The sequence below is a fragment of the Brevundimonas sp. genome, assembly GCF_035626535.1.
Classification (GTDB): domain Bacteria; phylum Pseudomonadota; class Alphaproteobacteria; order Caulobacterales; family Caulobacteraceae; genus Brevundimonas.
The window spans coordinates 26,099-39,919 of record NZ_DASPNO010000015.1; the positions used below are offsets into that span (position 1 = coordinate 26,099).

Annotated in this window: 12 protein-coding genes; 3 read left to right on the forward strand and 9 right to left on the reverse strand. The window is 70.3% G+C overall.

What is annotated here, in order from left to right; all coding sequences use genetic code 11:
* Positions 1-427 precede the first annotated feature (427 nt).
* From VEC04_RS01530 to VEC04_RS01560, 7 genes are all read right to left on the reverse strand, one after another.
* On the reverse strand, positions 428-2,863 hold the full coding sequence (locus VEC04_RS01530) for a S9 family peptidase (RefSeq protein WP_324773137.1): 2,436 nt from the start codon (positions 2,861-2,863) through the stop codon (positions 428-430).
* A gap of 67 nt (positions 2,864-2,930) precedes the next feature.
* Positions 2,931-3,752 carry a hypothetical protein gene (locus VEC04_RS01535; RefSeq protein WP_324773139.1) on the reverse strand — a complete coding sequence of 274 codons (822 nt, stop codon included), beginning with the start codon at positions 3,750-3,752 and terminating at the stop codon, positions 2,931-2,933.
* A 10-nt stretch (positions 3,753-3,762) separates the two neighbouring features.
* The gene (locus VEC04_RS01540; RefSeq protein ID WP_324773141.1) at positions 3,763-5,082 is read right to left on the reverse strand and encodes a tyrosinase family protein; all 1,320 of its coding nucleotides are present in this window, start codon (positions 5,080-5,082) and stop codon (positions 3,763-3,765) included.
* Positions 5,083-5,138: 56 nt separating this feature from the next.
* Positions 5,139-5,654: a hypothetical protein gene (locus VEC04_RS01545; RefSeq protein WP_324773143.1), complete on the reverse strand. Its 516-nt coding sequence runs from the start codon at positions 5,652-5,654 to the stop codon at positions 5,139-5,141.
* Positions 5,655-5,669: 15 nt separating this feature from the next.
* Entirely contained in the window at positions 5,670-7,085 is a 1,416-nt protein-coding gene (locus VEC04_RS01550) for an MBOAT family O-acyltransferase (RefSeq protein ID WP_324773145.1), read from the reverse strand.
* Positions 7,086-8,381, reverse strand: coding sequence for a GDSL-type esterase/lipase family protein (locus VEC04_RS01555; RefSeq protein ID WP_324773148.1), 1,296 nt, complete (start codon positions 8,379-8,381; stop codon positions 7,086-7,088).
* A 2-nt stretch (positions 8,382-8,383) separates the two neighbouring features.
* Entirely contained in the window at positions 8,384-9,250 is an 867-nt protein-coding gene (locus tag VEC04_RS01560) for a DUF459 domain-containing protein (protein WP_324773150.1), read from the reverse strand.
* 710 nt (positions 9,251-9,960) lie between these two features.
* Here VEC04_RS01560 and VEC04_RS01565 point away from each other — a divergent pair.
* The 3 genes from VEC04_RS01565 (at position 9,961) to VEC04_RS01575 (ending at position 12,263) form a co-directional block, all read left to right on the forward strand.
* Positions 9,961-10,701, forward strand: a complete 741-nt coding sequence (locus VEC04_RS01565) for a CoA transferase subunit A (RefSeq protein WP_324773152.1) — start codon at positions 9,961-9,963, stop codon at positions 10,699-10,701.
* Complete coding sequence (locus VEC04_RS01570) at positions 10,701-11,354, forward strand: 3-oxoacid CoA-transferase subunit B (protein WP_324773154.1); 654 nt, start codon at positions 10,701-10,703, stop codon at positions 11,352-11,354. Before VEC04_RS01565 ends, VEC04_RS01570 begins: the two co-directional genes overlap by 1 nt.
* Before the next feature lie 69 nt (positions 11,355-11,423).
* Positions 11,424-12,263, forward strand: a complete 840-nt coding sequence (locus tag VEC04_RS01575) for a toxic anion resistance protein (protein WP_324773156.1) — start codon at positions 11,424-11,426, stop codon at positions 12,261-12,263.
* Here the strand turns inward: VEC04_RS01575 and VEC04_RS01580 are convergent, their stop codons facing one another.
* Both VEC04_RS01580 and VEC04_RS01585 read right to left on the reverse strand, forming a co-directional pair.
* A complete protein-coding gene (locus tag VEC04_RS01580) occupies positions 12,264-12,878 on the reverse strand; it encodes an ABC-type transport auxiliary lipoprotein family protein (protein WP_324773158.1) in 615 nt (204 codons plus the stop codon). It lies immediately after the preceding gene.
* On the reverse strand, positions 12,875-13,813 hold the full coding sequence (locus VEC04_RS01585) for an MlaD family protein (protein ID WP_324773160.1): 939 nt from the start codon (positions 13,811-13,813) through the stop codon (positions 12,875-12,877). Before VEC04_RS01585 ends, VEC04_RS01580 begins: the two co-directional genes overlap by 4 nt.
* Positions 13,814-13,821 lie beyond the last annotated feature (8 nt).

Here is a 13,821-nt window from a genome sequence, read left to right on the forward strand (position 1 = left end):
ATGACAATCGGCGGCGTAGACCCGCCGGCCAAAGCGTCCGGTCGTGACTCAGCTTGATCGCCCCCGTCACCGTGCCGTCCGCGTTTCGAGCAAAGGCGCTCCGGAAGGTATGTCCAACGAACTCGTCTCCGAAGCTGACCCTTGCAACGAGGACGCACTCGGCAGTCTGGTAGACCTCACACTCCGTCACAGTGAGAGAGACGAGTTCAGGAAGTTGCTCCGTGCCTAGTTCGCTCGCGACTCGCGGCGCGTATTGTGCCCAGTTGGCGCGAACATACGCGGCGACCTCAGCCGTCGTAACGCTGACTTTCGTGGCTTCCTGGGGCGTAGAGGCAAACCCCGCAACAAACGCCGCACACAGGATGGACAACAGGGCCCTCGTTCCTCGGGTGCGGGTCGTGGAAACGTCCGACAAGCCAGTCATCTCCTACCGCGCCTGCGCGTTCTTCACATAGGTGTCCAGCCAGCGGGTCATCTCCCACAGGGTGTGGCCCACCGACTCCCGCGCCCGGTAGCCGTGCGCTTCCAGCGGGAGCACTACATAACGCACCGTCGCGCCATGGCCCTTCAGCGCCGCATAGAACCGCTCCGACTGCACGGGGAAGGTGCCCGAGTTGTCGTCGGCCTCGCCGTGGATCAGCAGGATCGGTTCGTTGACCCGGTTGGCGTAGGTGAAGGGCGACATCTCCGTATAGGTGTCGGTCGCCTCCCAGTAGGTGCGCTGCTCGGCCTGGAAGCCGAACGGCGTCAGGGTCCGGTTATAGGCGCCGGAGCGGGCGATGCCGGTGCGGAACAGGTCGGTGTGGGCCAGCAGGTTGGCGGTCATGAAGGCGCCGTAGCTGTGCCCGCCGACGGCGATGCGGTCGCGATCGGCCACGCCCATCTCGACCACCGCGTTCACCGCCGCCTCGGCCGAGGCGCGCAGCTGCTCGATATAGGTGTCGTTCGGCTCGGCCCCGTTCGCGCCGACGATCGGCATCGAGGGATCGTCCAGCACCGCATAGCCCTGGGTCAGCAGGAACAGATGGCTTGAGCCGCCCGGGCGCACGAAGCGGTTGGCGTTGTCGACCACCTGCCCGGCCACGGCGGCGTCGGTGAACTCGGCCGGATAGGCCCACATCACCAGCGGCAGCGGCCCGTCGCGGTCCTTGTCGTAGCCCGCCGGCAGATACAGGGTGCCCGACAGCTGCACACCGTCGGCGCGGGTGTAGGTGATCAGCTGCCGGGTCGCGCCGGCCAGCTGCGGCGCCGGATCCGGGAAGGTGGTCAGGGCGTCCGGCGCCTGCGCATCGAGATTGCGGACGTAGAGGTTGGGCGGATCGTTGCGGGTCTCGCGCCGCGTCACCAGCCGCCGGGCGTCGTCGTCGAGGATGCCGACGATGCTCTCGTAGTCGCCGGTCGCCGAGGTCCACAGCCGTTCGGCCTGACCGGTGGTCAGGTCCATCGCCGCGAGGAACGGATACTCGCCCTCGCGAGTCGCGCCGGGACCGGTCATCAGCACCCGCCCGTCGGAGGTGAACCGCGCCACCGGGAAGCCCGCCTCGTTCGGTTCGGTCACCGGCGAGCCCGGATCGTTGTAGCGGTCCTGATAGTTGCGCTCGAGCAGCACCCGCCCGGTTCCCGGGTTCGACGGATCGACCACGTAGCGCGTCTCGTGGCGGTTGTTGAACCAGCGGCTGTTGACCAGCGCGGTGTCGGCGTCGCCCCAAGTCACCCCGGCGTAGCGTTCCTTCAGGTCGACCAACGGTGTCGGCTCGGCGGTGAACGGGGCGGCCAGCATGAACACCCGGTCGCGCACCTCGGCGGGGTTGCGCGGATCGCCGCCGTCCTGGGCCTCGGCCCAGACCAGCGTCGCCGGTGCGTCGGCGCGCCAGTTGACCGACCGCGGTCCCGGAGCGGTGGCGTCGAACGGCGTCGGGATGTTGTCGCGCAGCGGCAGGTCGGCGACGCGGTGCACCTCGCGGCCCTGCATGTCGATGACCGAAACCTGGGCGGGGAACAGCGCCGCCGGCACCACATAGCTGTAGGGCTTCTTGACCCGGGTGCGCAGCACGTAGCGCCCGTCCGGCGACACGCCCGCGCCGAGGTGGATCGCCGGCTCGCCGATCGTCCGCGCCCGGCCCTGCAGCGGAACCAGCGTCAGCTGCGAGGTGAAATAGTGCTCGAACAAGGCTTCGTCGCCGCTGTTCGAAAGCAGGTCCTGATAGGTCCGGGCCGGGGCCGTGCGCCCCATGCTCTCCTCGACGATCGGCCCCGCCGGCGGCCGGGTGACGTCCGGCGCGGGGCCTCGCCCCTCCGGCACCATCCGAACCACCAGGGCGGCGCCGTCCGGGGTCCAGTCGAAGGCCCCGCCCGCCGCCGCATTGACCCGGGCGTCGGTCAGGCGGTTGGCCTGCCCCGTGGCCACGTCGGCGACCCACAGTTCCAGCCCTGTCGGTGCGTCCATCAGGAAGGCCACCGAGCGGCCGTCCGGCGACCAGCCCGGCGAGGTGAAGCGCGCGCCCTCCGGCAGCCGCACCGTGCGCGCGGGTCCGCCCGCCACGGGCTGGAAGCTCAGCCCCGTCAGCCAGCTGACCCGGCTGTTCGCCGGTCCGTTGTTGCGCGGATTGATCCGGTAGCCCGCCAGCCGCAGCATCGGCTCGGCAAGCTCCGCGATCGGCGGCAGGTTGGCCCGGTCGTAGAGCGCCAGCGTGGTCCGGTCCGGGCTCAGGCTCGGCGTCGGCGTCGGCCTGGTGTCCAGAATGTCCGCGATCGGCGCCGGCGGCTGCTGGTAGCTCAGCCCGTCCTGGGCCACCACGGGCCCGCTGAAGGCGGCGATCAGCACGAAGGCGGGCAGGGCCCGGGCGAGAAGACGATGACGCATGTTGAGACCCCACAGCCGCCGGTCCGTCCGGCGGGCGGGGCACGCTAGGGTCGCCCGTCGCCGCCGGTCAAGGCCGCTGCATCGCCGCTCCCGTCATCGCGTAGCAGCTGGCCCGGCTCGGCCGCCGCCCTTCCCGGTCGCCGTAGGCTGCCCGGATCGAGCAGACGTCGGCCGGGCTCAGCTGCCCCTTCCAGCGCTCGGGGTTGCAGTAGTTCATGATCGAGGCCGCGTCGTAATAGGTCTCGTCGGCGACCTCCGGCTCGGGCGTGCTCATCCGGGCCACGCAGTCCGGCGCGCGCGGGCTGACGTGGTCATGCGAAAAGCCCAGCACATGCCCCAGCTCATGCAGGGCGTCGGCGTAGAAGCAGCCCTCGCGCCCCACGCTGCCCCGCCGCCCGCAGATGCGGTTGGTGACCAGGTATTCCGCGTTCAGCGTGATGGTCCCGCCCCGCACCAGATTGACCCCCAGATGGCTGGCCGAGGCGAACAGCTCCGGATCGTGGGCGATGCGGATCGGGATGCGCCGGTGCGGCCCCGAGGTCGGACTGTCGGCGCAGTCGGCGCGGATGTCGAAATCCACCTTCGCCACCGCCTCCCAGGTCGCCGCCGCCTCCATGACCTTGTCCCGCGCCCAGCCGTCGTCGTCCGTCGGCGCCTGGAAGCACATCGGCACGACCCCGTCCGGCCACATGTCGGCCTCCGCCGGCGGGGGCGCCATGACGATCGGGGGCGGCGGGGGCGGCGGTGGCGGCGGCGGCGGCGGGGGCGGCGGTGGCGGCGGCGGGATATAGGCCGGCTCCTGATCCTGCTGGAACAGCGCGCAGCCCGCCATCGGGGCGGCGACCAGCGTCGCCAGCACCAGCAGCAGAACGACCTTCAACCGTTTCATGCCCCGACCCTCATGCCCAGCGCGTCTCCGTCAGCGTCAGCGTCAGTTCCATCCACGCCACCCGCGCGGCGGGCCGCGCCAGCTCCGGCGCCAGGTCCTCCGCGAAGACCGTCACCGCCGCCGGCCCGTCGCCCGAGGCCAGCAGGTTCAGCACCTCCTCGCCGAAGCGGAACGGCAGCACATAGGGCCCGCGATGCCCGGCATGCCCCGCCCCCGGTTCGGGCAGATGCACGAAGGTCGGCGACGACCCCAGCGACCGCTCCCGTCCGTCGGCGGTCATGCGGATCTCCAGCGACCGGTCCTCCAGCGCCGCCTCCCGCTCATACGCCACCGCTCCCTCGCCGCTGATCATCAAGGTGTCGTCGGCCTCGCGCATTCGCGCCACGGCCTCATCCGGCAGGGTCAGGCCCATCCGCCCCCCGCCCGCGCCCTCGGCCCGCACGGTCCAGCTTCGCCCGCCGACGGGCACCCGCCCCGTCGCCCCCGGCGGCCCCTGCTCCAGCACGCTGAACACCGGGAACGGGTACAGCCGGTCGTAGTCATACCCCAGCGCCCGGGTCTCCAGCGTCCCGCCCACCGGCAGCTCGCCCGTCGGCTGTCCCGCGACATCGACGAAGCCGGTCACCGTCCGCGCCGTCCAGTCCGCCGGATACAGGTCCCGCCCCCGGTTCCGGTGCCAGGTGGCCCACACCCGGTCGACGTTGGCGTGGTGCAGCCAGAACAGCGGGTCGGCGGCCGAGGTCCGCGGATGCCGCATCAGCCCGCCCACCAGCTGGTGGATGTGGTTGTGGCCATAGCCCTCGACCATCCCCGCCCCTTCCGGCAGCTTGCCGCAGAAGGTCGCGAAGTCGTCCGACGCCAGCTTCGCCGTATAGGGCGACTCTGCCCAGCGGGCCGCCGCGAAGTCCAGCGTCTCCACGCCCCGCGCCCGGTTGCGCTCGTACAGCGGCGACTCCCGGCCGCTGATCCAGTCCGGCAGGAAGCGGTGCTCCTGCCAGTCCCAGTAGGGCATGGCGAAACCGTCGTGACCGGTCAGCTTCGCCACGATCCGCTCCATGTGGACCAGCTGCTGCCGGTGCCAGGGCAGGAACAGCCCGTTGTTGTGCTGCGAATCCCGGTGATGGATCTGGCTCTGCCGCGCCCACGACAGGCCGTCGTTGCGGCGCTTCATGATCCGCACCGCCTCGCCGAGCGCGACCACGTCATCGCTGGTCGCGGTCAGCCCGCCGGCGCCCTTGCGGATGCGCACTCCAGGCTGCGCCCGCGCCCCGACCGCCGCAAGCGCGACCGCCGCCCCCCCGGCCAGCGCCACCCGCCGGTTCATCCTCATCGACAAAGCCCCCGCTTCACACAGCCGACGCGAGCGCCCGCCTCAACCGCAAGGTTTCACGAAACCCGCGCCGGTGTCGAGCCGTCCGCCGGCTGCTGGCCGATGAACCGCGCCCGCCGCGCCGCGTCCCAGGTCTCGCGCAGCCCCTGCCGCGGCTGGTCGACGGCGAACACCGCCAGCCGGGCGACCCACACTTCCGACAGCTGCCGCACCGTCTCCGGAACCCAGCCCGGCGGCTGCTGCCGCGCCCAGTTCAGCGGCGACACGGCGTTGAACACCAGCAGGAAGGCCGCCGCCGTCATCACCGCCCGGCTGGTCCAGCGCCGGTCGCGCGCCGCCACGCCCTCGTCGTCCAGCGGCGGCGCCGGCGGAAAGGCGAACCGGCCCAGAGCCACGAGAGCGTTCTCCCGCGTGGGTAGATCGTGGGCGTCCGCCGTCTCGATCCAGTCGCTGGGGGGATCGGGTTCGGCCGGCGCGGCGACGCTCTCCGCCAGCGGCGGGAACGGCGACTCGGGCCGCAGCGTCGGAAACGGCTCCAGCGGGATCGGCGGATCGTCGCGGTAGTTCGTCATGCTCCCTCCAACGCCCTAGAACTGGAAATAGATGAAGGGCGCCACGCCCTCGGGCCGCACCGCCTCGACCAGCAGAATGGCCGCGCCGATCAGCAGACCCAGCGTCAGCGACGGGGCCGTCTTCAGCCGTTCCGCCATGCCCTCGACCGCCCGCGGCGGCAGCCAATGCATGGCCAGTCCGCCGACGATCAGCGTCAGCAGCAGCGGCGTCAGCATGACCACCGGCCCGGTCCGTCCCAGACCCTGCAGCATCTGCATGGCCAGTTCGAAACTCTCGGCCCGGAACAGGATCCAGCCCAGGCAGACGATATGGAAGGTAACCAGCACGCCCACCACGGTCGGAACCACCTTGCGGTCCCCCAGCGCCGCCCGGCCCAACCGCTCGATCACCTGGACGCCCCCATGCAGCGCGCCCCACGCCAGGAAGGTCAGCGCCGCCCCGTGCCACAGCCCGCCCAGCACCATGGTGATGAAGACGTTGATGCAGCTGGCGAACAGCCCCTTCCGTCCGCCCCCCAGCGGCACATACAGATAGTCCCTCAGCCAGCTGGACAGGCTGATGTGCCAGCGCCGCCAGAAGCTCTGCATCGAACTGGCCCGGTACGGCTGGTCGAAATTGCGCGGGAAGGAATAGCCCAGCAGCGCCGCCAGCCCGATGGCCATGTCCGAATAGGCCGAGAAGTCGCAATAGATCTGGACCGCATAGCCATAGACCGCCGCCGCGATATCCACCGCCCCGAACGCCGTCGGGTCGAAGAACACCGGGTCGACCAGGTTGGTCGACAGCTCGGAGGCGATCACCGTCTTCTTGAACAGGCCCCAGACGATCAGCAGCAGGCCGTGCGTGGCCATCACCCGCGTCAGCCGCGGCGTCCGGTCGAACTGCGGCAGCAGGTCGGAGGCGCGCACGATCGGCCCCGCCACCAGATGCGGGAAGAAGCTCATCAGCAGCATGACGTCGAGCAGGCTTTTCGCCGGCGGAGTCTTCCCGCGATGCACGTCGACGACGTAGCTGATGCCCTGAAAGGTGAAGAAGGAGATCCCCACCGGCAGCACGATCTGCAGCAGCGGCAGGTCCCGCTCCCAGCCGAACCGCATCAGCAGCTCGCCCGCCTGTTCGACGAAGAAGCCGTAGTATTTGAAGAAGCCGAGGATCAGCAGGTTGACCGCGACCCCGAGCCCGACCAGCCAGCCGCCGCCCTTGGCCCCCGCCCGGCGCTCGCGGTCGCGCGCGATCAGCGCCGCCACGCCCCAGTTAAGGATCGCCGAGGCGATCAGCAGGCCGACGAAACGCCAGTCCCACTGCGCATAGAAGAACCAGCTGGCCAGCAGCAGGAACAGCTTGCGCCGTCCGTTCTCGCGATCCAGCGACCAGGCGGTGAAATAGACGATCAGGAAGAAGACGCCGAACGCCAGCGTGGGGAACAGCATCTACCCGGCGCTCCCCCGGCTCTCGACCCGCCCCGCCTTCCACGCCTCGTAGGCGGCCAGCAGGTCGTCGGCCAGCACGCCGCCGATCCAGTCGGCTCCGGCGCCGGTGAAATGCACCCGGTCGCCGCGCATGTAGGGCTCGGCCATCAACGCCAGCCGGTCCGCCGAACAGTCGCCGCCCATCCGCCCATGCCAGTCCCAGAACGCCACACCCATGTCTGCGGCGACCCGGCGTTGCACGTCCCGGACCATCGCAAGGGTGGGCGGCGGGGCCCTCAGCCCGTCGGCGCTGCAGCCGTCGACCACCCCGTTCTTCAGCGCGTCGGGCGCGCCGAGGATCAGGATCGAAGCCTCCCAAGGCGCAAACCGCCTCATCCGCTCGACCTCGGCCCGCAGGAGCCGCTCATAGGCCGCCGGGTCGAGGGCCGGATCGAACCCTTCATTGGTGCCGTAGGCGAGCACAACCAGAGACGGCGCCAGGAAGCCGATGGCCATGTCCATCATCAGCTCGTCGCGGCTGGCGAAGTCCGCCAGCGTCGCCCCGGTCATCCCGAAACTGGACACCACCACCCCCGGTCCCAGCCGCTCCGTCCAGACCGAATCGAGGACCACGCCCCGCCCGCGGCCGCGCAGCGTCACCACCGGCGCGGGTCGGTCAAGGTCCATCCGGAAGCAGGCCGGCCCGTCGTCATCCGATCCGTTCAGATCGACGGGCCACGGCTCGCCGTCGCCGACATCGATCGAAAGTCCGTCCCCCGGCCCCCGCGGCCAGCCGCACACTCCGACCCGGCCGGCCTCCGCTCCGGGGTCGAGCCGCAGCGTCAGCTCCGCCCCCGGGGCGGCCAGCGCCCGGACCGAGCCCGGCCCGAACCGGCCTGTCTCTCCCGCTGCGACCGGGCGCAGCGGAGCCCGCTCCACGGCCCAGCCGCGGGTCTCCAGCTGCACCTGATAGGGCGCGTAGCCGTCGTGCGGCGCGCCCGCCGGCAGACCGCCCCGCCCGCCTGCCCCGAACCGCTGCTGCAGGTCCGCCCTCAGCTTGCCGGTGATGCGATCGCCCGCCGTATGGCTGTCGCCGATCTGCAGGATGCGGACCGGCTCCTCCCGCGTCCCCGCCTCGGTTGCGGCCAGCGCCTCGAACAGGCTCGTCAGGGCTTCCGGCTGACACAGGCCGCCGGGACAGACCGCGGCTCCGGGCGCCGGCGGGCTCGCCGGAACATACGGCGTCTCCTGCCCGCCCCCGGCGAGCGCCGGCGCCGCCAACAGCCCCCATGCCAGGACCGCCGTGATCCGCTTCATGCTCAGGCGGCGGGAGTCTGGACGGGCGTCGGCGCGGGCCGATCCAGCCCGGCGTCGCGCTTCAGCCGCTCCGCCACCGGGCCGCTCATGCGCAGGTAACCGGCCATCGACATGTGGATGCCGTCGTTGGCCCGCATCAGAACCTTGCGGCCACTCGCATTGGGCAGATAGGCCTCGTAGCCGCCCTCCTCGTTGGAGGTCAGGGCGGTGGTCTCCAGATACGGTACGCCCAGCGCCCGCATCCGCGCCTCGACCACGTCGTTGATCAGCGCCATGCGGCCGTCGAACCGGGTGCTCTTCATTCGCGGCAGGCCGACCCAATAGACCGCCACGTCCCGGCTGCGCAGCATGGCCACCAGATTGTCGATCCGCGTCGCATAGGCGGCCTTCCAGCCGTCGGTGCCGAAATCGTGGATCACCCCGTCCAGGCTGATGCCCTGCGCGTCATTGGTGCCGAACAGGATCACCGCCACGTCGATCGGCGTCTCCTCGATCTGCCGCTGCGTCTTGGCCTGGATGTCGACGTAGTCGTAACGCGAAAGGCCGGTCGAAACCTCCGAGAACTTGGTCACCGTCACCTTCGGCTGGTCGCGCAGGTCGCGGTAAAGGCCGGTGTAGAGGCCGTCGGCCATCGAATCCCCGAACACGCCGATGCGCAGCGGACCCTGCGCCAGCCGCGCCGACAGCGGTGTCACGGCGGAGATGGCGGGCGGGGCGGCGACCACGGCCGCGGGCGGCGAGGCCGGCGTGGTTTCGGGCGGCGCCGAGGCGTTGGCGCGGTCGCCCAGCATCACCGTCGGATTGCGCAGCCACTGGCGTCCGTCCGGAGTCAGCAGCAATCCGGCCGCCACCCCGACCAGAAAGGTCACCGTCAATGTATTGACGCCAGCCCGCAACGCGTCCCCCGAACATGAATCCGCCAAGGCTCGCCTTTTACCCCATCCCGGCCCCCTGACCATCTCGCGCCCGCCTCACGCGAAGAAAAAGGTTAACGCGTTCACCTCCCCATTCGCGTCAGGCGAATGGGGAGGACAGACCGCGTCAGCGGTCAGGAGGGGGCGTCGCAGGCGGGGCGGTCGAGCGCCAATCACTTTGGGCCCGCGCCGCCCCCACCAGTCGCTGCTTCGCATCGACCTGTCCTCCCCATCGGCGACGCCGATGGGGAGGTGAGCCTGACGCTCCGCTGGCAATTCGCGGAATTATAGTCCGATAGTCCGGCAATCTCCCGGCCTTTTCAGCCACATCCGCTTTTCTCAAACCAGTCGACGCGCCGGACAAACCGGCGGGCGCATACTGCGCCTGTTCGTTCGCTGGTCTTTGACAATCCAATCCCCGACCCGCCGCTTCAGGCGCGTCCCCTCAGCCCCCCGATGTAGACTCTGCCGACTCTGCCACAGTGAATTTCTGCAGACCCTGCCGACTCTGCCGACCGTGCCACATCGATTTTTGCGGATTTCACCCGGGTAAAATCCGCCTCTCCGACCGACGCCCGTCCCGAGACTTGCCCCGCCCGTCCCGCCGCCGTAGAGACCGGACAGGGCCGCCGATATTCATCAGGTGGTGAAAACAAGAGGAAGCGATGCGGAAGATCTTCCCCGACGCGAAATCCGCGCTGGAGGGCCTGACCTTCGACGGCATGACCGTCATGTCCGGCGGCTTCGGCCTGTGCGGCATTCCCGAGCATCTGATCGCCGCCTTGCGCGACAGCGGCGCCAAGGGCCTGACCGTCATCTCCAACAACGCCGGCGTCGACGGCTTCGGCCTCGGCCAGCTGCTGGAGACCCGCCAGATCTCCAGGATGATCTCGTCCTACGTCGGCGAAAACCGGGAGTTTGAGCGCCAGTACCTGGCCGGGGAGCTCCAGCTCGAGTTCAACCCGCAGGGCACGCTCGCCGAACGCATCCGCGCCGGCGGCGCCGGCATTCCGGCCTTCTTCACCGCCACCGGCGTCGGCACCCTCGTCGCCGAGGGCAAGGAAGTCCGCGAGTTCGACGGCCGCCAGTATGTGATGGAGACTGGCCTGGTCGCCGACCTGTCGATCGTCAAGGCGTGGAAGGCGGACGAGCGCGGCAACCTCGTCTTCCGCAAGACGGCCCGCAACTTCAACCCGATGATGGCCACGGCCGGCAAGGTCACCGTCGTCGAGGTCGAACAGATCGTCCCCACCGGCTCGCTCGACCCGGACAACATCCATACCCCGGGCATCTACGTCGACCGCATTGTCCAGACCGTGCCCGAGAAGCGCATCGAACAGCGCACCGTCCGCCAGAGGGAGCCGGGCTCAAGTAGCGAAGCGGCAGCCCAAAGGGAGAAAGCCTGATGCCCCGCACCCGCGAACAGCTCGCCGAACGCGCCGCGAAAGAGCTGCAGGACGGCTTCTACGTCAACCTCGGCATCGGCATCCCGACCCTCGTCGCCAACTACATTCCGGAAGGCATGGAGGTCACCCTACAGTCCGAGAACGGCATGCTCGGCATGGGCCCCTTCCCCTATGAGGACGAGGTCGATCCCGACCTGATCAACGCCGGCAAGCAGACCATCACCGAGATCCCGGAGAGCAGCTATTTCAGCTCTTCGGACAGTTTCGCCATGATCCGCGGCGGCCACATCAACCTGTCCATCCTCGGGGCCATGGAAGTGGCCGAGAACGGTGACATCGCCAACTGGATGATCCCGGGCAAGCTGGTGAAGGGCATGGGCGGGGCCATGGACCTCGTCGCCGGCGTCCGGCGCGTGGTCGTGGTCATGGATCACGCCAACAAGCACGGCCAGTCCAAGGTGTTGAAAGCCTGCACCCTTCCCCTGACCGGCACGGGCGTGGTCAGCCGCATCATCACCGACCTCTGCGTCTTCGACGTCAAGCCGGACGGCGCGGGCCTGGAGCTGATCGAACTGGCCGACGGCGTCACCCTCGAGGAGGTCGCCGCGAAGACTGAGGCGACCTACACCGTTGCCGAAGGGCTCAAGGCGTAGTCAAACTTCCCCGAACGCGCTCAAGCAGGCCGCGACCGCGTCGCGGCCGGTAGCGCCCGGGAGGACGTGATGGCGGACGGAGCCTACCGCTGGCAGGGCCATGCGCCCGCGCCCGACGCCGCCCGCGTCGAGGCGATCCACGCGGCCTATGACGAGGCCGTGGCCCACGCCTTCGCGGAGCCCGCCCGGGCCGCCGCCGTCGAGCGGATCGAGCAGGCCCTCGCCGCCGCCCGCGCCGGCGACCTGACGGAGGCCGCCGGCCAGCTGACAAGAGCCCGTTCCGTGCTCGAAGCCCTCGACCCCGGGGCCCTCGAACCCCGCCGAGGCCTCGCCGGTCTGTTCGACAGCCACGGCAAGCGCCTGAAGGCCTTCCGTGAGACCTTCCACCGCGCCGCCGCCGCGCTCTCGGAGGCCGCCGCCGACCTGACAGCCCGCGTCGACGACGCCGCCCGCCGCTCCGGCGCGCTCGACACCGCCTGGACCGACGTCCGCGACGCCATGGTCGAGCTGGATGCGTACCTGCTCGCCGCCGCCCGCCGCCTCTCCGGCCACGGCGACCCGGATACGCCGCATCCGCTGAAGGCCCGCAAGGCCGCGCTCGACGCCTGCCGCGCCGCCGCCCTCGGCGCCCTGCCCCTGATCCGCGGCGCCCAGAACGCCGACGCCCGCGCCGCCGAAGCGATCAAGGCCTGCCACGACGGCGTCGCCGACTGGCGTCAAGGCTGGAGCGAAGCGCTCGGTCTCGCCGGCAAGCGCCCGAAGAAGGTCCGACCCGACCGCGAGCGCCTGCTCCGCCTGCGTGACGAGATGGTGGCCCGCATCGACCGGGCGCTGGCCGAACTGACGGCCTCCAGGGCCCGTCGCGCCCGGGTCGAGAGCCGTCTGTCGGAGCTGCGGGCCCCGCTCTGATCAGCCCGTGTTGGCGTCCGTCCAGTCGACGATCTGCGTGTTCAGGTCCCGCGCCGCGATATCGAACGCCTCGACGATGGCCGATACCCGGTTGGCCGCCGCCGGCTGCTGCACCGTGAAGGTCCGTTCCGCCGCCACCGTCCGGTCCGGCAGCGCCAGCAGCCGGGCACGCGCCGTCACCACCACCGTCGGAACCGCGCCCGGCGCGTCATAGCGGGCCTCGAAGGCGCGCACGTCGATGTCCAGCGACCGCTCACCCCGGATCAGCTCGCGCGGCCCGATCAGCCGCACCCGCGTGGCCTGCGCCGCGAAGGCGTTCTCGAGGCTCTCCATGTACAGGTCGCTGGCGGGCGACACCCAGCGCGCGCCCTTGATGTAGGCCGTCTCCGTGCCGGTAACGCCGAGGATTTTGTCGCCCTCGACCGCCTCCGGGAACTGGACGCGCCGCAGGTTGACCTCGCGCAGGCCGGTCTGGCCCTCGGTTGCCGCGCTCGCCGCCGCCGGTCCCCCGAAGCGGTAGGTCTGCACCGGATCGGGCGAGGACAGCAGGGCGCAACCGGCCACGGCGAGGGCGCCGGCCGCCGCAAGCGCGAACTTGATCGAAGAGCGGATCACGGCTGGACCTCCATTTCCTTGCTCGGCCCGCGGCCGATGAACTCGCGCGGGCTGGTCCGCACCTCGTCGATCAGGCCCTCCAGCGAGCGGGTGGCTTCGTCGAGTCCCTGGATCGCCTGCTGCATCTGCGGCAGGCCGGTGGTGACGAACTCGTTGATCGGCCCCTCCGCCCCCGTGGTGATGCGGTTGATCGCGGCCACGGCGGTCCGCGCCTCCTCGGCCGCCGCGTTGATCTTGGCCACCGCCTCGCGGCCGTCGCCCTCGATGATGCCCCGCGTGCTGACCGCCAGCGCCTCGTATTCGGCGACCGCCGAGTTGGCCCGGGTCAGCGCCTGCTCCAGCTGCTGCAGCATGCCCTTGCGGGCTTCCAGCTCCGTGCTCAACGACTCGATGTTCTTCAGGCTGGTCGAGAACGACCGCACATTGTCGTCCGACAGCACCCGGTTGATCCGGTTCAGCGCATCCACCGTCTGCGCCAGCACCGTGCCCGATCCCGAAAGGAGTTCCGCGATCGGCGACGGCTGGCTCTGGATCACCGGCACGACATTGTCCGGATACTGGGTCTTCAGGATGGCGCTGTTCGGATTGCCGGCGGTGATCTGGATGTAGTTCAGACCCGTGATGCCCTGCGGCTCCAGCTGGGCGCGCGAGGTGACCCGGATCGGGGTCGTGCCGTCCACGCGAATGCGCGCGATCACCTGGTCGCCCTTGTTCGGATCCAGGTTCAGATCGGTGACCTCTCCGACCCGGATGCCGTTGAAATGCACCTCGCCGCCCTCCGACAGCCCGCGCACCGGCCCGTAGAAGACAATATCGTAGACGTCGTAGTCGCTGTTGAACTGCAGCCGGGCCAGCCAGATGGCGAAAACAGCCAGGGCCGCCAGAAGGGCGACGGTGGCGATGCCGACGGCGGCGTAGTGGGCGTCTCTTTCCATCTCTCCGC

Coding starts and splice junctions, on each gene's coding strand:
- VEC04_RS01565 (WP_324773152.1), top strand. CDS start 9,961: ATGCGGAAGATCTTCCCCGACGCGAAATCCGCGCTGGAGGGCCTGACC.
- VEC04_RS01550 (WP_324773145.1), bottom strand. CDS start 7,085: ATGCTGTTCCCCACGCTGGCGTTCGGCGTCTTCTTCCTGATCGTCTAT.
- VEC04_RS01570 (WP_324773154.1), top strand. CDS start 10,701: ATGCCCCGCACCCGCGAACAGCTCGCCGAACGCGCCGCGAAAGAGCTG.
- VEC04_RS01545 (WP_324773143.1), bottom strand. CDS start 5,654: ATGACGAACTACCGCGACGATCCGCCGATCCCGCTGGAGCCGTTTCCG.
- VEC04_RS01540 (WP_324773141.1), bottom strand. CDS start 5,082: ATGAGGATGAACCGGCGGGTGGCGCTGGCCGGGGGGGCGGCGGTCGCG.
- VEC04_RS01555 (WP_324773148.1), bottom strand. CDS start 8,381: ATGAAGCGGATCACGGCGGTCCTGGCATGGGGGCTGTTGGCGGCGCCG.
- VEC04_RS01575 (WP_324773156.1), top strand. CDS start 11,424: ATGGCGGACGGAGCCTACCGCTGGCAGGGCCATGCGCCCGCGCCCGAC.
- VEC04_RS01585 (WP_324773160.1), bottom strand. CDS start 13,813: ATGGAAAGAGACGCCCACTACGCCGCCGTCGGCATCGCCACCGTCGCC.
- VEC04_RS01530 (WP_324773137.1), bottom strand. CDS start 2,863: ATGCGTCATCGTCTTCTCGCCCGGGCCCTGCCCGCCTTCGTGCTGATC.
- VEC04_RS01535 (WP_324773139.1), bottom strand. CDS start 3,752: ATGAAACGGTTGAAGGTCGTTCTGCTGCTGGTGCTGGCGACGCTGGTC.